Source organism: Ruegeria sp. AK11 (assembly GCF_056541095.1).
In genome coordinates this window covers 56201-77613 of sequence record NZ_JBQFXU010000005.1, presented here as the reverse complement: position 1 = coordinate 77613, position 21413 = coordinate 56201, and the positions used below count along the sequence as shown (strand labels likewise).

At 55.0% G+C, this 21413-nt stretch carries 15 protein-coding genes; 12 read left to right on the top strand and 3 right to left on the bottom strand.

Annotation, left to right across the window (positions count from 1 at the left end; genetic code table 11):
- Nucleotide 1 precedes the first annotated feature (1 nt).
- The 12 genes from ACR0D9_RS13490 to ACR0D9_RS13435 all read left to right on the top strand — a co-directional run bounded on the left by ACR0D9_RS13490 (nt 2) and on the right by ACR0D9_RS13435 (nt 16677).
- Complete coding sequence (locus ACR0D9_RS13490) at nt 2-2014, top strand: dynamin family protein (RefSeq protein ID WP_480487410.1); 2013 nt, start codon at nt 2-4, stop codon at nt 2012-2014.
- An 8-nt stretch (nt 2015-2022) separates the two neighbouring features.
- Entirely contained in the window at nt 2023-3765 is a 1743-nt protein-coding gene (locus ACR0D9_RS13485; RefSeq protein WP_480539118.1) for a dynamin family protein, read from the top strand.
- Nucleotides 3766-3811: 46 nt separating this feature from the next.
- Nucleotides 3812-4213, top strand: a complete 402-nt coding sequence (locus ACR0D9_RS13480; RefSeq protein WP_480483676.1) for a hypothetical protein — start codon at nt 3812-3814, stop codon at nt 4211-4213.
- A gap of 23 nt (nt 4214-4236) precedes the next feature.
- Nucleotides 4237-5103, top strand: a complete 867-nt coding sequence (locus tag ACR0D9_RS13475) for a hypothetical protein (RefSeq protein ID WP_480539116.1) — start codon at nt 4237-4239, stop codon at nt 5101-5103.
- 69 nt (nt 5104-5172) lie between these two features.
- Entirely contained in the window at nt 5173-7215 is a 2043-nt protein-coding gene (locus tag ACR0D9_RS13470) for a dynamin family protein (protein ID WP_480539114.1), read from the top strand.
- Complete coding sequence (locus ACR0D9_RS13465; RefSeq protein WP_480539112.1) at nt 7212-8498, top strand: dynamin family protein; 1287 nt, start codon at nt 7212-7214, stop codon at nt 8496-8498. The genes ACR0D9_RS13470 and ACR0D9_RS13465 overlap by 4 nt, the downstream gene beginning before the upstream one ends.
- Nucleotides 8499-8838: 340 nt before the next feature.
- Entirely contained in the window at nt 8839-11010 is a 2172-nt protein-coding gene (locus tag ACR0D9_RS13460) for a serine/threonine-protein kinase (RefSeq protein WP_480487408.1), read from the top strand.
- 201 nt (nt 11011-11211) lie between these two features.
- Nucleotides 11212-12231, top strand: a complete 1020-nt coding sequence (locus tag ACR0D9_RS13455) for an FHA domain-containing protein (protein WP_480487406.1) — start codon at nt 11212-11214, stop codon at nt 12229-12231.
- A gap of 3 nt (nt 12232-12234) precedes the next feature.
- Nucleotides 12235-13017: a PP2C family protein-serine/threonine phosphatase gene (locus ACR0D9_RS13450; RefSeq protein WP_267366226.1), complete on the top strand. Its 783-nt coding sequence runs from the start codon at nt 12235-12237 to the stop codon at nt 13015-13017.
- 21 nt (nt 13018-13038) lie between these two features.
- Nucleotides 13039-14301, top strand: coding sequence for a type 2 periplasmic-binding domain-containing protein (locus tag ACR0D9_RS13445; protein WP_480483670.1), 1263 nt, complete (start codon nt 13039-13041; stop codon nt 14299-14301).
- 43 nt (nt 14302-14344) lie between these two features.
- Nucleotides 14345-15451 (top strand): transporter substrate-binding domain-containing protein, encoded by a 1107-nt coding sequence (locus ACR0D9_RS13440; protein WP_267366224.1) that lies wholly within the window; start codon nt 14345-14347, stop codon nt 15449-15451.
- Nucleotides 15452-15642: 191 nt separating this feature from the next.
- Complete coding sequence (locus ACR0D9_RS13435) at nt 15643-16677, top strand: glycosyltransferase family 2 protein (protein ID WP_480487404.1); 1035 nt, start codon at nt 15643-15645, stop codon at nt 16675-16677.
- 390 nt (nt 16678-17067) lie between these two features.
- Here the strand turns inward: ACR0D9_RS13435 and ACR0D9_RS13430 are convergent, their stop codons facing one another.
- The 3 genes from ACR0D9_RS13430 to ACR0D9_RS13420 all read right to left on the bottom strand — a co-directional run bounded on the left by ACR0D9_RS13430 (nt 17068) and on the right by ACR0D9_RS13420 (nt 21386).
- Nucleotides 17068-19281 (bottom strand): NADP-dependent isocitrate dehydrogenase, encoded by a 2214-nt coding sequence (locus ACR0D9_RS13430; RefSeq protein ID WP_480539110.1) that lies wholly within the window; start codon nt 19279-19281, stop codon nt 17068-17070.
- A 243-nt stretch (nt 19282-19524) separates the two neighbouring features.
- Nucleotides 19525-20583 carry an ABC transporter ATP-binding protein gene (locus ACR0D9_RS13425; protein ID WP_480483667.1) on the bottom strand — a complete coding sequence of 353 codons (1059 nt, stop codon included), beginning with the start codon at nt 20581-20583 and terminating at the stop codon, nt 19525-19527.
- Nucleotides 20580-21386 carry an IclR family transcriptional regulator gene (locus tag ACR0D9_RS13420; protein WP_480483666.1) on the bottom strand — a complete coding sequence of 269 codons (807 nt, stop codon included), beginning with the start codon at nt 21384-21386 and terminating at the stop codon, nt 20580-20582. The genes ACR0D9_RS13425 and ACR0D9_RS13420 overlap by 4 nt, the downstream gene beginning before the upstream one ends.
- Between the last annotated feature and the right edge of the window lie 27 nt (nt 21387-21413).

The window sequence follows — 21413 nt, the reverse complement described above, 5'->3', positions numbered from 1 at the left end:
CATGGCGCGCAATGATCACCTGTTGTCTGTAGGCAACGAAGCTCTGGCGCCAATGACTTCGGCAATGTCATCACTGACGGCGCAGATTGATCAATTGACTGAGGTGGCTGATGCGCGCTCCTCGGCACGTCTGGCAACACTCAAGACCCGGATGGAAAACTTCACCGCCAGCATCACTATGGTCGGTCAGGTAAAAGCGGGCAAATCATCGATTGTAAACATTCTTGCGGGGCGCCCATCTTTGCTTCCGTCGGATGTGAACCCGTGGACGTCGGTCGTCACAACCCTGAATATCAACACGCGTCCACCGGGCGATACCAAGGCCAAGTTCACCTTCTTTGAGCAGGAAGAATGGGACAATCTGATGGTCGGGGGCGGCCGGTTGGGCGAACTGGCCAACCGAGCCGGTGCAGATGACGAGATGGAGGACATTCGCCGTCAGATCGGCGAGATGAAAGCAAAGTCGGAAGAGCGTCTTGGAAAGCACTTCGATCTGATACTTGGCCAAAGCCACCAATACGATCACTTCGATGAAGAACTGATCCAAAGGTATGTCTGCCTGGGCGATGAGGACGACCCGGATATCAATCCAAAAACAGGCCGGTTCGCAGATGTGACCAAGTCGGCCGAGTTGTACATGGATATCCCTCAGTACCCGATTGCGCTGAAACTTTGTGATACGCCGGGTGTCAACGATACCTTCATGGTGCGCGAACAGATTACCCTGCGCAGCCTGCGCGGGTCCGAAGTCTGTGTTGTGGTGCTTGCCGCTAGCCAAGCCCTGACCACCATGGACATGGCCTTGATGCGGATCATCGCCCAATTTGAGAACCGCCAGATTGTCCTGTTTGTGAACCGGATTGACGAGCTGTCAGACCCGGTCAATCAAGTCCCCGAAATCCGCGACCGGATTCTGGATACTCTGAAACAGAACAACATCGACGCAAAGACAAGTGTCGTGTTCGGCAGTGCCTTGTGGGCCGAGGCAGCACTGACCGGGAACCCCGAGATTCTGAACGAAGAATCCCGCGAAGCACTCAATACATTTTACCTCGCTGCCGGGTTCGGTGATCAGGCCCCCTCGCTGGATAAAATCTGGGCATTGTCCGGTTTGCCTGACCTGCTGCTGGCGATAAACGAGCGTATTGCAGAAGGTGCCGGAACAAGGCTGATGGATCGGGTTCGCCATCGTGCCCGCAACATCGCCAGCCAGATTCGTGCCACCGCCGTGGCAAAGACTCTGTCAGAGGGTGAAGGCGTTGCGCGTGATCTTGACGGTGTTTCTCCGGAAGATGCAATTGCGAAAGTTTCTGCGGAATATGAAAAGAAAGCAGCCGAACTGACCAATGCATTACGCGACAAAGTATTGGAGCGCCTGAACTCAGCCGAGGCGAATTTTGTGAAGCGCGCCACGGATTCTCTGATCGCGCACCTTGAGAAGAATGGCGAGCAAGGCACGTGGCAATACGACCCTGCTGGATTGAGGACTTTGCAAAAAGCCGCTTATTTCAGTTTTGCCCGCGCAATGCGTAAGGATGCTGGCGCGCTCTACTCAACTGCGGCTGCGGATGTCGAAGCGCTGTATCACAAAATTCTTGGCAACCACCTGGGCGAATTCAGCATCGAAGCACCTATCGTGCCGCGCGTTCCACCACCATTGGGGATCGGCCGGACGATCGCTCTGGACTTGCAAAGTACCTGGTGGCGGCGCTGGTGGCAAAAGCGCAAAGGTTTTGAAGCATACGCTGCCGATTACACACGCCTGATCGCGTCCGAGGCGAATTCGATCACCAAGGATATCGAGGAAAACCAGATTGCGGCCGTGTTGGAAAACGTCCGCGCTATTCTGGCGGATTTCATGCGGGAACAGAAGGAAACGTTGCTGAGCATCTCATCATCAGCAGACAAAAACTCCAGCCAGACCTCGGCAGCGATGGCGGGCCTGCAACCTCAGAAATCGCGAGACGAGATTCTGGGTGACATCCTGAAAGACCTAAGCAACGAAGCGGCATAAGTAGAAAAATGGCAAAAGATTCACAAACACGCTTTGTTTCACCGAAAGCATGGGAACGTATCGAGCAGTGGTCCCGCCGCAAACCGGTTTTCGCTTTGATGGGTGAATTCAGCGCTGGCAAATCCACACTGATGAACTTTTTACTGCGAACGCAAACCTTGCCAACGCAGGTTACTGCAACCCAGTTACCACCGGTCTGGTTTAGCTGGGGCAGTGAAAAACCATATATCAAGCGGCATGACGGAAGCATTGAGCCAATCGAACTGGATCAGCTTGAGACTGTTGGCGTCAACGACGCGCAGTTCATTCGTATCTTCCTTGAGGCAGATATTCTGGAAGCCGTCGATCTGATCGACACCCCCGGCATCTCGGACCCCAAAATTTCGACAGATGTCTGGCAGCGCGCAGTCGGGCAGGCAAACGGCGTCATTTGGTGCACCCATGCGACGCAAGCCTGGCGCGAAACCGAACGTGCAACGTGGGTTTCGCTGCCGGACCGCTTGCAACACAACTCGCTGCTGTTGGTGACGCGGGCGGATGCACTAAACCTTAAAGACCGTCAAAAGGTTCTGCGACGCGTCAATCGCGAAGCCGGACATCTGTTCAACCGGTCCATTTTGTTTTCCGCCCGGGATGCGATCAATGCCCGTGACAAGACTGGCGACGCCGAAATGTGGTCGCGCAGCGGCGGCGGCAAGATGATCGACAGTTTTCTGGAAATCACAGAACAGATCATGGACAATCGCGCCGATCAGCTGGCGCGGTACCAGATCGACAAAAGCCAGTCCGGCGCATTCAAGGTTCAACCACTGCGCCCCGCCCGCAAACCAGACGACCGAGAGGCACTGGCGGACGGCATCGAAGCTACTCCTTTGCGGCTGGTCAATCCGCTGGAAAACGAACAGCAGCCAGAAGCCGACGATCATAATGTCGTAACAAGCTTCCCCATCCGGCCAGCCCGTGTAGAGCGACGCGTTGACGAAGGCGAACGGGTTCGGATCAACCCGGAAGACGCTGAACGGCTGCGGGCAGAAATGGTATCAGACACCGAGCAGATGTCTGAGGAAACCGACACCAGCGACGAGTTGCGTGCCTTCTTCAAGGACACCTCAAGCGATCCTCTTGAGTTGAAGAATGTCGCCGGTCTGGAAGAAGACGTGGACGAGTTCGACCTGTCCGGTGAATTCGGTGCTGCCGATAATGCTGACGACCTGCTGGGTGACGCTCCAGATGCTGAAACGGGCGACAAGTCCGTTGATGACGTGCTGACCTCGTTGAACACGACGTTGCGGGAAGCCTCGGCCGAAGCGGACGAAGTCGAAGTTTTCACGCCGGAAGTTGAATCGCGTGATGATCGGGGTATCGAAGTCTCGGTATCCTCCATTGCGGCTCTGATGGCCGCTCAGCCCGAGAACAACGCCGAGGATTACGAACCTGAGCCTGAGACAAACGGCTTGATAGAAGTCGTAGCCTCAGTCGAGGAAGACGCCCGCGATATCCGCCACGATGCGCACATCGATCTTCCAGAATCCGCAGCCGGGTCGCCGCTTAGCGCGTCGGATATGTGGCGGGAAATTACAATCAAGGAGGACCTGCCAAAGGACGCAGACGGGCTTCAGAACGTATTCAAGGCCTTTCTTGCCGAATTTGACCAGATCGCAGTTGAATATAGTGCGAAACATTCCAAACACGCCCTGCAAGCCATTCCAAAGTCAAAAGAAAACAGCAGTGCAGAGTGGCATGTTTTGTAAGGATGCCTTAATCAAGGCGCTGAGAAAAAGGACGATAAAGAGTTAAATGTCCATTCAGGATGCATTGAACACCGCGATTGAAACAATACCCGACTGCATCGCAGCCGGGTATATCGACATGGAGACCGGCATGCTTTTGGGCAGCAGTGTCTCTGATTCCGATTGCGCTGAAGCGCTGGACACTTTGGCAATCGCAGTGGCCAATCTGTTTCAGGGGCGGGGTGTCGCTGCATTTGAAGCGCTCTTGCACGAGGCCGGAAACACTGATGAGGAAAACGCCGGGTTCGGGGAAATCGCGGTGTTTTCAAAAGACCGATTGAACATCTTTTTGCGGACCCAGGAATATCCTGATCATGTGGTCTGCTATATCTGCCGCAACAGCGCGAATGTGGGACTGGCACTCACGAAATCGCATCTCAGCCTCAAGCCGGTTGCGGCCGCAGTCTGAACGGGACCAGAGGGGGTCACGGTATGATGGACACAGACATTCTCGACATGCTCGAAGATATCGGGCGGTCTTCGGTTGCCCGCCTGTCTCCGACGGTGATTGTCCCCGGTGAAACTGCTGCAGCCCGTCGGGCTGCTGTATTGCGTTTCATTCGCGGAACGATATTGCCCAGGCGACTGGAGCTGACCGCGGCAAATGGAAACTGCCTGAAAATCGAAGTGAACAGCTCTCGGATCACGGATGTGTTTCAGGTGCCGTCTGGGCAGATCCCTGATTTCGAAACGGAATCACGTACCGCGCTGGTCGATAAACTGGCCCAACTGGTTTCCGACATCTCAGCCGCACCTGCCCCATTGGAACTGATGTCAGGAAAGCCCGCCTCATCGCTGGAGGCTGATGATGTTGGTATTACGCTGAGTGAGATCGAGAGCGCCTGCGCCGGAATTGAGCTCTCCTCTGAGCCCATCGTGTCTGTCGTTCCCGATGTTGAAAAACCTTCAGACGACAGCCCTGCCCTGTTAGCACGGTCGGGCAATTCGTTGGCGCACCAGTTTTTTGAAGGGGCCGAACGCTTTGCCACAGGTCGTGTCCTTGTGGACAATATGGAAAACACGGCACTGGCTTGCGAAGGAACCTGCAAGCCCTCCGAGGGAATGCACCCCAATCAAGAGATTTTGACACGTTTTGTTTCGGATCTTGCTGGTTGGAACAATGACACCCGGGGCGAATTCGAAGGCCCGCATCTGATCGTCATGCGGCCATCGGGTGGTAAGGGTGCGGGTATGGCAGTTCTGAGCGATAACGAGCAGATCGCTGTGGCCATCCACGATGCCCGCAAGCTTGGGGCGGTAATCAATCTTTGGAAATCTTTGGAGGAGGCTGAGGAATGACCGCCCCCAAAGCATTCAAATTTTCGACTAATTCAATGCGTTGTTTTTTTGTAGTCAGGGTAAAGAGTAATGAGTGAAACACATCGCCGCGAGCTTATTCGCATCGCAGAAGACATGAATGGGACGAGCAATGATGAAACGCGTCAGTTCATATCGCGCATCATTGGTGATCTGGGGAAACTGAAACCGTCAGTTGCCTTCGTCGGGCAAATCAAAGCAGGAAAGTCGCGCTTGATCAACGGCTTCACCGGTCAGGCAGAATACCTGCCGTCGGACGTGAACCCTTGGACGACCGTGATCACCGACATGCATTTCGGGCACCCGAACGGTCGAACCGAAGGGGCCGAGTTCCATTTCTTCGACAACTACCAGTGGCAATCACTGATCGCCGAAGGCGAAGAATTGCGCAATATGTTCCCGGATGACGAGGACAGCTACAAGCGCGAGATGATCGAAGAGCAGGTCGAAGCCATGAAGACCCGGGCGCGTCGGCGACTGGGGGACAGTTATGAACAGCTGTTGGGTCAACACCACGATCTGGATCAACTGACATCTGATGATCTGGCGCGTTACGTGTGCGCCGGGGACGACCCTGCGGAAGATGGAACAATTGACCCCGGCAGTGATCGGGGACTTTACAGCGACATCACGCGCAAGGCCGAGGTCTATTTCGACATCGGGCATTTCCCATTCCCTCTGACCGTCACCGATACGCCCGGAGTAAATGACCCCCTGCTGATCCGTGAGGAGATTTCGCGTCAGTATCTCAAAGAATCCGATTTCTTTGTGGTGGTTCTGTCAGCGCATCAGGCGTTGTCGCGTGCGGACCTGAAACTGTTCAGGCTGATGCAGGCATTGGAACTTGGACAGATCGTTGTCTTCATCAACCGAGTCGATGAATTGGGCGGCGGGGCCGATGATGCGGCAAAGGTGCGTCTGGATGTTGTGGACGGGCTCGAAAAAGCGTTAGGCACGTCGAATATCGATGTACTGATGGGAAGCGCACAATGGGCGCATTATGCACTGACCGGCGATGAAACCGGTGTGAACCACGATCATATTCTGGCTTGGTTGCGGGCGCACCCGGAACAGATGCAACAGTACCTGAACGGCGTGGCCGAGATCAAACAAGGCCCGGGACCCATCAGCCGCGAGGCTGTACTACGGTTTGCCGCGATGATCGCGTCGGGCTTGCCCGACTTGCGCCGCCATGTCACTCAGGCGTTGGCGGACGGGCCGATAAACGAACAGCTTCGGATGGCGTGGCAGCATCTCGACAGCTTCGCGCGTGGCGATTTGGAGCGGTCCCAGGTACATCTTCGTGCCCTGAAAGATGAAGGCAGCGCGGGTGCACACACCGCTGAGGACAGCGACAAGACGCTGAGCGATCTGCGCAAACTGATTGCGGATAAATCGCAAGACATTGTCAAGGACATGGACGACGTTCTTTCAAACCTGCGTGGGGTCATGGACGACACGGTCTCTGAATCCGTCTTTGTTGTGGTGCGCGGGCCTGAAGGACAATCCCCATTGCTTGCCAAAGGCGGCGCTACCGAGTTGAATTTCACCCCTTTACGCGAACACATGCGCGAGCTGGTTCAAGGCGCATCGCAAGTGGTGCGGCAACGCATGTTGAGCGAGCTTTACGCGATCGACATGCAATGCAACGCCGCTTTGCGGGCGCTGCCAGGGTGGCAGGAACCAGTCGATAATCGCATGAACACAAGTGCAGTGCGTTGGTTCCGCCCGGACACCACCGCCCTGACCCGTGGCATTACGGTTGAGCTGCGTGTAAACTGGTTGTCGCGCCTGATATCGCGCAATAGCGTTGTGACGCGGGCCGAGCGCATGATCGTGCAGGAATTCGAACTGATTGGCGATGACCTGATCGACACAACGCGTGAAAACCTTCTGGACCGGTTGAAAACTGTTCTGGATCATTACTTGGCCCTGTTGGCAGGCCATCTTGAGCACCGTTCCGGAGCGGGTGAGTTGAATGCTCAGGCGGAAGCACAAGCTGCGTTCGAACGGGCGCGCCGTATAGCTGACGAGTTGGATGGTGTCTTTGGAACAAGCAACGTGGACGAACGACAAGCAGAGGCTGCGGAATGATTGAGTTTCCCGGAACCGAACAGGAAGTGCGCCAGCTGGAGCGTTTTCTGACAACGACAGAAAAACTGTCGTCGGACCCGAAATTGGAAGATATGCGCGCACGGGCCCTGGCCCACGCCGAGCGCCTGTCCAACGCGGTCAACATCGGTTTCGCCGGAGAGTTCGGGGCGGGCAAGTCAAGCCTTGCGAACATGCTGGCAGGGGCGGATATCCTTCCAACCGGTCCGCAGCACCTGAAGCTGCCACTTGTCATCGTTGCCTACGCGGATACGCCAGAGACGACAGTCGGCTGGTGGAACAAGGAGCCAAAGACATATTCTGGTATAGCACTGGAAAAGGCCGCTGCGGATGAGCCTGACTTTATTTCGGTTGGATTGAACACACCTGCTCTCAAAGAGATATCACTGTTCGATCTTCCCGGCTCTGGCGCATTGGATGATACATACAAACAGACACTGGACCTGCTGAAATTCGTCGACTGTGCCATCTGGTGTACCAATGGCACAAGCGCATGGCGTGAAACAGAACGGCATTTGTGGGCGCAGGTGCCGCCCGAGCTAAGAGCCAACAGCCTGCTGGCAGTTACACATGCTGATTTGCCCCCGGTGCAGGCCGCTCTGGATCGGGTACTGGCTCGATTGAACAAAGAAAAAGAAGGACTGTTTCGCGCTGTGGTCCCAATTGGCACGCCCGTCGCGGTGCGCGCCATGGCACAAGAGCCGGAACCAGATTTTGATCTTTGGGAAAACTGTGGCGGCCAGGAACTCGCGGAAAAGGTCCTTGATGCGGCGTCTGACCGGCGGCGCAGTGACCTTGACGCTGCCCGGAAGGATCTGAAGCACGAGTTTCTGCCATTCCTGGAAACATTGAATGGGCCAGAGCCGGAACCTTCCGTCAACGATGCTGCGTCAATGCAGTCAACGCTGGGGTCTGCCCTTCCGCCACTGAACAACCCAATTCTTGAAGACTGGTTGGCTGCCATTGCCAGCATTTATGAAGATCTGCGTGACACCGCCGCCATTGAACCCGCAGCGTTTTTGCAAAGCTGCCAGGAAATCGTCGAAGATTTCGCGGAACGGCTGGACCAAGGTGGCGAGATCGATCCGGATGCTGACTGGATTCCGGCCGAGTTCGAAAAAGCGACTGACTTGTTGTTGTTGCTTCAGTTTGAAAGCGGAGATGCGCCTTTGAAAGACGCAATCAGCATACTTGTACAGCTTGGTGACAACCTTGCCTGGGCTGGCAGTACCGTTGCCGCAGCACAATCCAAAACCGGTACCTAGCACATTCCATCAGGATTGAAGCGCTGTTCAGCGATTCGAAGGGCCGAAGAATCGGCACTTTATTGTTTCGAATTCGTAGACCAAGAGACCGATTTGGGGTCGTCAGTTTTCATTTATTCCACCCCGTTAATCAATATATTGTGCTATTGCTTCGAACTAACGCCATATATGCCATAATCAAAAAAACGATCCTTAGTGAAGCCATCAGGCGGCCCCATTAAAGTCAAATTTGAAACGTCTAACCGTTCTCAAGTGTCCTGCGGTTGTTTTTGGTTGTGAGTTCGTGGGCTGCCGGCCCTGTTTAATTAAGCCGCAAAATGAGTAGAACGGGCGGATTAAAATGAGCCACAACCAGGCTGTCGGTGCAACGCACGACGAACCAAAAATTGAAGGACTGCAACCGGGCGCAAAGCTGTTGCGCGGGCAGTATGAGATCCTCCGATATCTCAGCAACGGCGGATTTGGGATCACCTATTTAGCACGCGACAGCCTGGAGCGTGATGTCGTGATCAAGGAATGTTTCCCCGGTGCGTTGTGCCGTCGCAACGGGGACTTGGTTGAGCCGAACGACCCGTCCTACAAGGATGATTTGCGCGCCATTATCGACCTGTTTATTCAGGAAGCCCGCAATCATGCGCGTCTGGTGCATCCGAACATCGTCGACGTTCATCAGGTGTTCGAAGACAACGACACAGCTTATATCGCTATGGATCTGATCCGTGGTTGCGACCTGCTGGACTATGTTGAGAATCCGGAAAACGACGGTGGTCCTGACTTTATCGTGCAAGTCACGGAAAAGATGCTGTCCGCGGTGTCGTTCATCCACCAAAGCGGGATGCTGCACCGTGACATTTCACCCGATAACATCCTGATTGACGAAAACGGAAACCCGGTCCTGATCGACTTCGGTGCCGCGCGTGAGCAAGCCGCAAACAAGTCGGCCGCATTGTTGACCCTGCGCGTTATAAAAGACGGATATTCGCCGCACGAGTTTTACGTCCGTGGTGCCGAACAAGGGCCCAGCAGTGACCTCTATGTCTTGGCCGCGACTCTGTATCACGCAATCAGTGGCGAACGCCCGGTAGACGGCCAGAGCCGCCTGAATGCCTTCAACAACGGGCAGGACGACCCTTATACCCCATTGGCAGGCCGCTTTGACGGATACCCCGATGGATTCCTCGAAGCAATCGACAAGGCAATGGAAGTACACGCAACGGACCGGTTGCAGACAGCCCTGGATTGGCTGCGCATGTTCCGCGGCCCTGGCGTGATGTTTGATACCTTCGCCTATCGCCCGGTTTCCGTGATTGTCGGCATGGATCGCAAGGACAAGGAAGAAGAAAAGGCGCGGATCAAGGCCGAAAGTGAAAATGCCGAAGCGGTTGTGACGGCTCTGCTCGCCGGGAACTCGGACATTGTTCGCGAAACCGAAAAAAAGAATGAACCCGAGATGGCAAAGATTTCTGCAAAAGCGGAAACACCGGTCGCAGTTGATACCGTGGTTCAGAGCGGATCCGGTGGCAGCGGCAAGATGATCGCTGGTGCAGCAGTGCTTGTGGCAGCGTTGGCTGCAGGCGGTTTCTTCGTGATGTCCGGCGACAAAGGTGAAGAACAAGCTGAGGTTACGACGACGCTGCCTGAAGCAACCACACAAACTGCCGAAGCAGACCCGCCCGCGGTGGAAGAACCCGTGGCCGAAACACCTGAACCCGACGTCACGGTCGCTTCAGAGCAACAACCTGAACCAGAAGAGCCTGTCGAGCAGGCGCAAGTTGAACCTGCGGAACCAACCGCTACAGAAACAGCGTCCGAAGCTACCGAGACTGCCGGTGCCCAGGAACAACCTGCAGAACAAGAGGTTGCGGCTGTTGTGGACGAACCCAAAACCGATGCCGCTTCCGGCACTCCGGTCGAACAACAGGTATCTTTCCACCATTGGGATGTTGAAATCCCCTTCCAGACGTCCCGCCGCCGGACCGCAACAGGTGCAACAATTGCGGTAACCGGTGTGGACGCCAATCAGGACATGAGCGTTATCGGCGAATGGGTGGAACCCGGAGTTGTGATCTTTACTCTGAACGGCAACCCGGTTCGTCAGGACGTCTCTTTCGCGGCGCAAGTCCTGGACAAGCTAAGCGTCGACCCAGACGGCTTTACACGGGTTGCAGCCCGCTACCGGCCGCTTGGAAAGACCCGCGCGCAGAATGGCCTGCTGGCACTGCCTGTGCTGCGCTCGGTCGGATTGGAGAACGGTTACTCGTTCACAGTCAGCAGCTCGGGAGGTGAAGGGTGGCAAACAAAAGTAAGCTCGGTTCCAGCCGAGGCGACAGGCAGCTTGCAAAAAGGCGATGTTCTGTTGAGCGAAAGCCAGACCAACATGACATTGAATACGTCCGAAAGCCTTGATGGCATGCTGGCTGCGCTGGTTTCCGACAGTCAGCCAGAGGCAAAGCTGACCGTATTGCGCAACGGTGCTGAGGTAGCTGCGACCATGCAGTTAGCGCAGGAGTGATCTGACCGGTTCAATTTTGATCTGCCAGTGTGTGTTTACTGAGGGTGGCTTTAAGTTTGCCGCCCGGCGGGAACCGGCCCGCCGCAGAGAGTACCAGTTTCCATGTTTTCAATTGAGTGTCTCTGCGTTGTTCCACGCAGGGTTAGGTAGCAGCCCCATGGCACAAAAGGTCCGTGCCAACAATTCGAAGGTGTCGACACCATGTTCAAATACAAAAGCCCTCTGAGCCGGCTTCTCGAAGGTGCCGGCAAATCCAAAGAAGATGATGTTGCTGAAAACGCTCATGCAACTGACAGCGCGGCACCTGAAACCGAAAAGCAGGAGCCTATCGCAGACTTCAACGCGCTGCGTGCCGCACTGGCCGGTGGAAACATGACGTCTGAATCCTATGAGGAAACAGACGAGCTTATCCCTGAAGAGAAAATGCCGGAATTCGACGAAGTTGCGGCGGAGAACACGGAAGAGCCGGTTGAAGTGTCCATCTTCGTTGAAGATGCAACTGACGAGGACGACCAAGATACCAAGAACTTGATGGCCGACCCCGACGATGACGAGGATATCTCGGACGATCAAATCATCACTTTGCATGTAGCAGACGAGCTTGCCGAAACACCGGATGAAGTTGCGCCGCCTCTGGATGTAGCTGAAATGAGCGCGCCGGAAACGGTGGAAGCTGAGGTTGCAGCCCCGTCCGTGCAAGAACCGGCAGTGGTGGAAGAGGGTGCCGTACAGGCTCAACCCACGCCTGCCGCCCCAGCCGAGGACCGTCGCTCGCGGGTCAAAACAACGTTCCTTGGGTTTGAGCGTGCGGACACGCATGTTCAGGAATTGATCGAAACATCAGAACCCGTCTCAAAAACCGAAGCTGCTCAGGAAACATTCCCGGTTGGCTGGCTGGTGGTGACGGCAGGTCCCGGGCGGGGCGCCAGCATCACCCTGACCGAAGGCCTGATGCAAATCGGTCGAAACGATGACCAGGCGATCCAACTGGATTTCGGCGACACAGGCATTTCACGTTCGAACCACGCTGTTATTGCTTATGACCCGGAAGATCGGAAATGCTATCTAGGGCATGGCGGAAAGGCCAACCTTGTTCGCCTGAATGGTAAACCCGTTCTGAGCACAATCGCACTCTCCAGCGGTGATCTGATCCGCATCAGTGAAACATCAATCCGATTTATGGCCTTCTGCGATGAAGGTTTTGATTGGCGGGATTCCTGATAGATGCTGGCTACTCCGGCATATGATGTTGCGCTGATCCTGAACCAGGGTCAGCGGGAAACGCAGGAAGACGCGATTGCTGCGCGCATGTTCGACGCATCGGACGCGGGCTATATTGCGATCGCTGACGGTATGGGTGGCCACGAGGCGGGCGAAGTGGCTTCGGAAATGGTGATTGCCGCTTGGCGGAACGCGCTGGATACCGAGCTAGAAGCCGATACCTTGAATGAAGGCGCCGCAATTGACGCGCTGCCATTGGCTGCCATGCAAGCCAATGCAGCAATATCAGACCATAACGAGGCACAAGGCCAGGGTTTCAACATGGGCTCCACCTTGTTGGGTGTCCTCTTTCTGGGTCAGCGTGTGTTCAGGATTTCGATCGGAGACAGCCCCCTTTACCTGTTCCGCGAAGGCAAGTTGACACAGGTGAACGAAGACCACTCGATGGCCCCCGTGATCGACGCAAAACTGGCCGCTGGTGAGCTTTCGGAAGCTGAAGCACGGGGATTGGACAGGAACCAACTGACGTCGGTGATCATGGGGGGTGCTATTCCAAAAGTGGATTGCCCTGAAGACCCGCTGATCGTGTCTCCGGCTGATATTCTGATCCTTGGCAGCGACGGGCTTCAATATCTTAGCGACGCTGAGATTCAGGATGTTCTGCGCCTGCATCAGCAGGAGCTAGCACAGGAAATCGCCGAAGCCTTGCAACTGGCAGTGCAGGCCAAGGGCGACCCCGATCAGGACAATCTGTCGATCGCAGTCGCAAAACTTACGAGAAAATAACCAGGCAAAGCAACAGGACCCATGAGAAAACACCTATTCATATCAAGCCTTGCCCTTGCCGCCGCCACAGGCGCGGCGTCAGCGCAAGAGGCATGTTCAAACTACGAGATTCAGCGTGGCGATAGTCTGCGGGAATTGGCAATCCGAGTTTACGCAACCGAAGATTATCGGCCAATCTACGATGCGAACAGGGATGTTATCGGCACAAATCCCAATATCATTCGTGTCGGCGATGTTTTGAAATTGCCTTGCCTGGAAGATGTCGGGCGCGCGCCCGAGTTGCCCGACACCGAAGCAGGACGCCTCGCGGCTGAAATGGCCTCAGAACTGGTAAAAGCGGCAGAAGAACGCGCGGAGAAAGCCGTGGCCGAAGCGGAAGCCCGTGTCGCGGCGGCAGAGGCTGAGGCAAAGAAGGCAAGTGAAGATGCAGTCGTCGCTGCACGGGCCGCTGCCAAAGAAGAGATTGAGGCAGCCCGCTCGGAAGCCGCCGCACTGATCAGAAATGCTAACGCTGAAACGCGCCCGGAAATTCGTGATCGTCAGTTGCTGTTGATTACCGGTGGGAACTACGCTCCGTTTACGGACGAAGCATTGCCCAACCGGGGGCTTTACACGCATCTGGTTGAGACAGCGATGCTGCGTGCCGCGCCGGAACAAGCGTATAAAATTCAGTTCGTGAACGATTGGTCGTCGCACCTGGATCTCTTGATGCCAACACTTGCATTTGACGGCACCTTCCCCTGGTCACGCCCAAATTGCGAAGATGCAGCAGCGTTGTCGGAAAGTGACCGCAATCGTTGTGAGACCTACGATTTCTCAAACCCGTTCTATGAAGTCGTGGATACATTCTTTGCGCGCGATGGATCGGGGTACGAGCAGACGCTGACCTATGCCGACTTTGCCGGGACAACAATTTGCCGCCCGGAAGGCTGGTCGCTTTCACATATGGACGCGGTAAGTCTTTACGAACCCGTCATCAAGCTGATGCGGCCAACATCGCCTGATGATTGCTTTCATGCTGTGATGGACGGAACTGCCGATATCGTGGCAATCGAAGCGCATCTGGCAGAGGAAGCCATCGCTCGGCTTGGCTATAAACACCGGATTATCGAAAACCCCAACCTGGCGGCGATCAAGTCGCTTAATGTCATGACCCATAAAGATAATCCTGATGGGGAAGCGATCTTAGAGACGCTGAATCAGGGTCTGGCAATCATGCAGCAGTCAGGCGAATGGCGCGATATCGTGTCGACCGCCCTGCGTCACCAAATGGAAAATGGATAAGGCCCCGTCTGGCCTGACAAACAAAAGTCTGGAGGAAGTGGAAATGTTTAACGAGAAAATTAAGAAACTGGCGCTGTCGGCAACTGCCATCACAGCTCTGAGTGCGGGAGCCGCCGCTGCACAGGAAGCGTGCACGAACTACACCGTGCAAGATGGTGACACATTGGCAACCATCGCCATCGCCGCCTATGGCACCTCGAACTACCAGCCGATCTTCAACGCGAACAGGAACGCGATCACAAACCCGGGGGCTCTTAATCCTGGGCTGGTGCTGGCCCTGCCCTGTGAAGACGGTAGCTTGCCGAACGGCCAAAGCGCGCAGGAAATCATCGCTGCTGAAGAACAGCGCGCCGCCAGCGTAAAGCGGTCGAATGTCTATGCGCCGCCGATCAAAATGGTGGCTGGTAACGGTTGGGAACCGTTCACAACCGAAACACTGAATGGCGGGGGCATCATGACTCGTCTGGCAACGACCAGCCTTCAGCGGGCAGGAAACAGCCGTGAGTATTCAGTCAGCTTTGTCGACGACTGGAGTTCGCATCTGGATACACTGTTGCCGCTTGGTGCCTTTGATATTTCAATTGCATGGACCGTTCCTGATTGTACCAACCGTACATACGAATGGTCCCCTGAAACCGAAGCTCGCTGCACTCAATTCGTAGCTTCGGTCCCGGTTTATGATATCGTCGGCGGCTTCTTCACACTGCCGGAAAGCGAATACGCAAGCGCGACCAGTTTCAAGGACCTGGAAGGCTCGACCATTTGCCGTATGGCAGGCTGGAGTATGGTTGTTCTGGAAGAACAGGGACTGAACCGCGAGAACACGACTGTGGTTCAGCCCAGCTCGGCCCGTGATTGTCTTGACGCTGTATTGACCGGAACCGCAGATGTTGCGGCATTCGAAGTTGATCTGTTCGCATCGACAATGAAAGACATGGGTTTGACTTCGGCTGACATCGTTGAGAACCCCTATGTGTCCACACTGTCGTCGATGAGCTTCCTTGCGCACCGCACCAACCCGTTCGCGCGCGAATACATCGCTATGATGAACAAGGGTCTGATCGAAATGCGTCAATCCGGTGAATGGTACGCGATCATCTCGGATACGCTGCGTGAGCAAAACGCAAAGTTGAACGCAGCTTCGAACTGATCCCTCGGTTCAGCTGAAACTTTGGGGCCGGTTCTTGAACCGGCCCCCTTTTGCTGAATTATCGGCGCGATTCAATCGGATGCCAAAATTCGGCCATTTATCTGCTTCAGAAATACCTCATACGCGCAGCATCTTGGGAACAAAGTGCAATCATCCCTCAAGTGACACGTCCGAGCGAGCAAGAGTGACATATGATACAGTGTGCCTTGAATATCCAAAGTGGATCTCTGACACGGGCGTCGTGGCCGGGTTTGGAAATTGCTGTTATCTTGCCCTGTTACAATGAAGCCGTTGCCATTGGTGAAACAGTCAAGCAGTTCCGCGCCGCCCTGCCGGAGGCGGTAATTTACGTATTCGACAACAATTCCACGGACGGCTCGGCGAGAGTGGCGCAAGAAGCTGGCGCGCTGGTCTACTCTGAAACATATCAGGGCAAAGGTAACGTTGTCCGCAGGATGTTTGCTGACGTGGATGCGGATGTCTACGTCATGGCAGACGGGGATGCGACCTACGACAGTATGGCAGCACCTGAAATGATCAATCTGCTGGTCTCGCAAAACCTTGATATGGTCAATGGCGCACGGGTGAACGACGACATTCAAGCCTATCGACGGGGTCATAAGTTTGGAAACGCCTTGTTCAGCGGGCTGGTGAAATTCTTCTTTAACAGCAAAATCAACGACCTGCTGTCCGGTTATCGTGTTTTCAGCAGACGCTTTGTCAAAAGCTTTCCGGCGGTTTCCAACGGGTTCGAGATTGAAACTGAACTTACAGTGCACGCGATGCAGATGCGCATGCCGATTGGAGAAGTTGAGACAAAATACGTCTCACGGCTTCCGGATTCGAACTCAAAACTGGCCACCTATTCAGATGGGTGGCGAATTCTCAAGATGATTGGCCTTTTGATCAAAGACGAAAAGCCAATCGCGTTCTTCCTGTCTTTGGCATTGTTGATATTCTTACCTTCGCTGTCCGTATTCGTATCGGTTTTCCGCGAGTTTTTGGAAACTGGCTTGGTTGACCGAATTCCGTCCTTGGTTGTCGCGGTATCCGGTTTTGTCGGAACCATGCTGTCAATCGTGTGCGCGCTGATCCTGGAATCTCTGGCACTTGCCCGGCGTGAGGCGCGTCGCCTGTCTTATCTGCGACACAAAGGTGTTGCAGCGTACGGAACGAAAAGAACACAGACGCCGATTGCCAACCCAGAACCCCGGCGCGTTGGCTAAGACCCAATCTCCAGTATAATTGTGAGCACTCGATATAGTGTTCGTGTTCAACCATGGTTGAACTGCTTGGCTGCCCAGCAAATTCTGAGAACCAAAATGAAATGACCAGCACCCCAAATGCTGGTCATTCTCTGAGTGAGTGATAAGGCCCTGAGGCATCACCAGTGAAATTCTGTGTTATCCAAGGTTTAAAACAGTCAGAGCTGCCGTGCTATTAGGGGAATCCCGTAAGTACAAACAAATTCATTATAAAGCATTGTAAATGAATAATACTTTTCTCGACCCACTTTCCGTGACAGTGTCGACGATACAAAAAAGGGACCGCACAACTGTGCCGGTCCCTTTCCGTGTTTTGAACAGGCAAAGGATCACCTGTTTTGCCGTTAGCGATTAGCCGATGATTGCGTTCAACGTTGTGCTGGGCCGCATAACCGCTGCCGTTTTGGCCGGATCGGTGTGATAGTAACCGCCCAAATCCGCAGCTTGACATTGCGCTGCGGCCAACTCCGACAGGATTTGCCCTTCGTTGACGGCCAGATCCTTGGCCAGCGATGCAAACTCGGCAGCCAGTTCCGTATCTTCGGACTGGGCGGCCAAAGCCTCAGCCCAGTAGCGTGCAAACCAATAGTGGCTGTCGCGATTGTCCGGCTGACCAACTTTGCGGCTGGGTGAGCGGTTGTTGTCCAGAATACCCTGCGTCGCTGCTTCGGCCGCCGCACCCAGAATGCCCGCTTTCTCGTTGCCTTTGCTGTCAGCAAGGAAGTTCAGCGATTCACCCAACGCACAGAACTCACCCATCGAGTCCCAGCGCAGGTGATTTTCTTCGACCAACTGCTGCACATGTTTGGGCGCCGAACCACCGGCTCCAGTTTCGAACAAACCGCCACCGTTCATCAATTTGACGATGGAGAGCATTTTGGCCGAGGTACCCAGTTCCAGGATTGGAAACAGGTCAGTCAAATAATCCCGCAGCACGTTGCCGGTGATGGCAATCGAGTCATTACCTGCTGTGATCGTCTCCAACGACTGACGGGTCGCTTCGCGCGGGGCCATGATCAGGAACTTGTCGGCCACCCCAGCGGCCTCAAGCGCCGGTTTGACATATTTGATAAGCTCTGCGTCATGGGCCCGGTTTGCGTCCAACCAGAAAATCGCCTCGGAACCCGTCAGACGCTGACGGTCCATGGCCAACTGAATCCAGTTCTCGATTGGCGCCTTTTTGACGGTGCAGGCGCGCCAAATATCGCCGGCCTCAACACCGTGGCTGTGCAACGTTTCACCATTGGCCAGAACGATGCGGATTGTACCATCCGCCGGTGCCTCGAAAGTTGTCGGGTGCGAACCGTATTCCTCGGCTTTCTGAGCCATCAGGCCCACGTTCGCCACGGCTCCGGCAGTGGACGGGTTCAACGCGCCATTGGCTTTGAAGAACTTAATGGCCTCATCATAGACGGTCGCGTAGCAGCGATCAGGGATCACACAGTTGGTGTCACCTTTGGCACCCGTCTCATCCCAGCCCTTACCCCCGGCGCGGATCACTGCAGGCATTGAGGCATCAATGATTACATCCGATGGGACATGCAGGTTCGTGATTCCGCGGTCCGAATCCACCATATACATGGACGGGCGGTCCGCCTTGATCGCGTCGATGGCCGTCATGATGTCGGCGTGACCCTGTACGCGCTCCAGCAGCGCCCCCAAACCGGAATTTGGGTTCACACCCAACGCATCCAGTTCCGCGCCGAACTTTTCGAACACGGGGGCCAGCCAGGCTTTGACCGCATATCCAAAGATGATCGGGTCTGAAACTTTCATCATCGTGGCTTTCATATGCAGCGAGAACATGGTCCCGTCTTTTTTGGTGTCCTCAATGGCATCTGAAAGGAACGCAGACAGTGCCTTGACCGACATGAAAGTCGCGTCGGCTATGGTTCCTTCTTCCAGCGACCAGCCGTCTTTCAGAACGGTGACGTCACCATCCTTGCCCACAAATTCGATTGTCGCATCGCCTGCTTGTGCTGCGGTAATGGTGGCCGAAATCTCGTTTGCATAGAAATCATTGGCCGGCATGGACGACACTTTGGTCTTGCTGTCCGACGCCCATTCGCCCATCGAATGCGGGTTGTTCTGGGCATAGTTTTTCACGGCACGCGCCGCACGGCGGTCACTGTTCCCTTCGCGCAGAACCGGGTTAACAGCAGAACCTTTGATCGCGTCATAACGGGCGCGGATCGTCTTTTCCTCATCCGTTGCAGGTTCTGCAGGGTAGGTCGGAATGTCGTAACCCTGCGATTGCAGCTCTTCGACGGCCGCAACCAACTGTGGAACCGAGGCAGAGATATTTGGCAGCTTGATGACATTGGCATCCGGTGTCTTCACCAGATCGCCCAAATCAGCCAGATCGTCGCTTACACGCTGATCGTCGGTAAGGTTCTCGGGGAATGCTGCCAGAATACGTCCCGCCAGAGAAATATCTTTGGTGCCAACGCGGACGCCAGCAGCAGATGCGAACTTGCGGATGATGGGCAGGAACGAAGCGCTGGCCAGCTCTGGCGCTTCGTCTACAATGGTATACAATATGTCGAAGTTCGATTTATCTGCCATATTCTTTTACCTTTTTTAAGCCTTTCGGGGCGTGCGATCCAAGAGTTGCAACCACAATTGCGTGGCGTGAGAGGGGCTAAACCACGATACAGCCCCTGGGTGACTCTGTTTTGACAGGGCTTCCATTAAATCACGTTTGACTTGGAATCAATCGCATCTGCCCGCGCGTTTTGCCACGGGTCAGATAAAGTGTCGTGTAACTCTTGGGACGGGTAAGCCTGCCCGTGGGCTGGAAGGTCGTGGCTAACGATACCGTTGCCCGGTCTCTGGATCAAAAAACATCACACGATCTGGCTGTATGGCGATGCCGATCCGATCCCCGGTTCTGCTTCGTTGGTCGTCCCGTTCCTCAATGATCAGCTTATCACCATTTGGCGTCCGTAGATATGAATAGGAAACACCGCCCAAGGCTTCGGTCAGGTCCACGGTGCAAGTATCGGCCGAACGGTCAATCTGAATATGTTCGGGCCGCATGCCCAATGTCACCTTGGTCCGACCGGAGGGGATAGTCGCAGAAACGGGCAACGGCTTGCCTAGCGCGGGATGGGAGACATGGCCATCCCCATAGTCACATTCCAGAAAGTTCATTGCAGGCGAACCGATGAAGCCTGCGACAAACCGGTTGTCGGGATCACGGTACAAATCCATCGGAGCCCCAACTTGTTCAATGCGACCATCCCGCAGCACGACGATCTTGTCGGCCATGGTCATGGCTTCGACCTGATCATGGGTCACGTAAATCATTGTCGCGCCGATTTCCTGATGAAGGCGCGCGATCTCAACACGCATTTCCACGCGCAACTCGGCGTCCAGATTGGACAAGGGTTCGTCAAACAGGAAAACGTCGGGGCCGCGAACGATGGCACGGCCAATCGCAACCCGCTGCCGTTGACCACCCGACAGAGCCTTGGGTTTGCGTTTGAGATACTGGTCAAGCTTCAGAATGTTCGAGGCTTCCTGCACTTTTCTGGTGATCTCGGCCTTTGGGACACCGTTCATGCGAAGCCCAAAGCCCATATTTTCCGCCACGGTCATATGCGGATAAAGCGCATAGGTCTGGAACACCATCGCCACACCACGTTTGGCCGGGTCCATGTGGGTTACGTCCCGAACCCCAATGTGGATCTGGCCTTCCGACGTATCTTCCAAACCCGCGATCATCCGAAGCAATGTGGATTTGCCACACCCCGAAGGGCCAACGAAAACACAGAACTCACCATCTTCGATCTGCAAGTCGATGCCGTGAATGACTTGCGTCTGGCCGTACCGCTTGATTGCCTGATTCAGGGTTACACCTGTCATGTCGCTTGCTTCCTGTCATTGCCGAGGTCTGGTCGCGTTTCAGGGAAACGCCATGCCTGTGCCTCGGTGCTGATTTGTTCAGCCACCCGCCGCACACGAGGCACCCATGCCTCGAGTTGTTCAAAATCCATTCGTTGGGTCGAGCCGGTTACCGAGATTGCGCCCAGGACCCGACCGTTTGTTGTCAGAATGGGGCAAGCAACGCAGATAATCCCGGGTTCATGTTCTTCGTCATCAACGGCAAAACCCTTGCTGCGAATTCGATCAAGATCCGTGCGCAGGTCATTGTCGGACGTCAGAGTCTTGTCGGTAAAGCGGTGAAAACTCTGCTGCGAAATTGCCCGGTTAAGGTCACTTTCATTCAGAAAGGCAAGCATCGCCTTGCCAACACCCGTGCAATATGCCGGGCCTACCTTACCCGCCTGGGAATACATCTCGATCGGTTGCGCCGCGTTGCGTTTGTCTACGTAAAGAACCTGACCTGCATCAAGCTGCGCCAAATGCACGGTCTCTCCGGTTTCCTGGCTTAGAATATCGAGAAACGGACGTGCGATAGGGGCCAGTGAGCTTTGGGTCCAGGCTGCATGCGCAAGTCGTACCAAACGCATACCCGGCGCGTAGGTTTGGCGCTCGGGGTCGTAACATAGCATTCCCTGATTGGTTAACGATTGCAAAAACCGATACAATGTTGCTTTCGGAAAATCGCTGCCGTCCAGCAACTCCGAAAATCGCACAGGGCGCTGAAATGCGGCGACCTGATCCAGCACGTCACATGCTTTGCCAATAGTTCCGTCACCTGACACGGGCGTCCGTTCTCCTCCGCTTGCCCA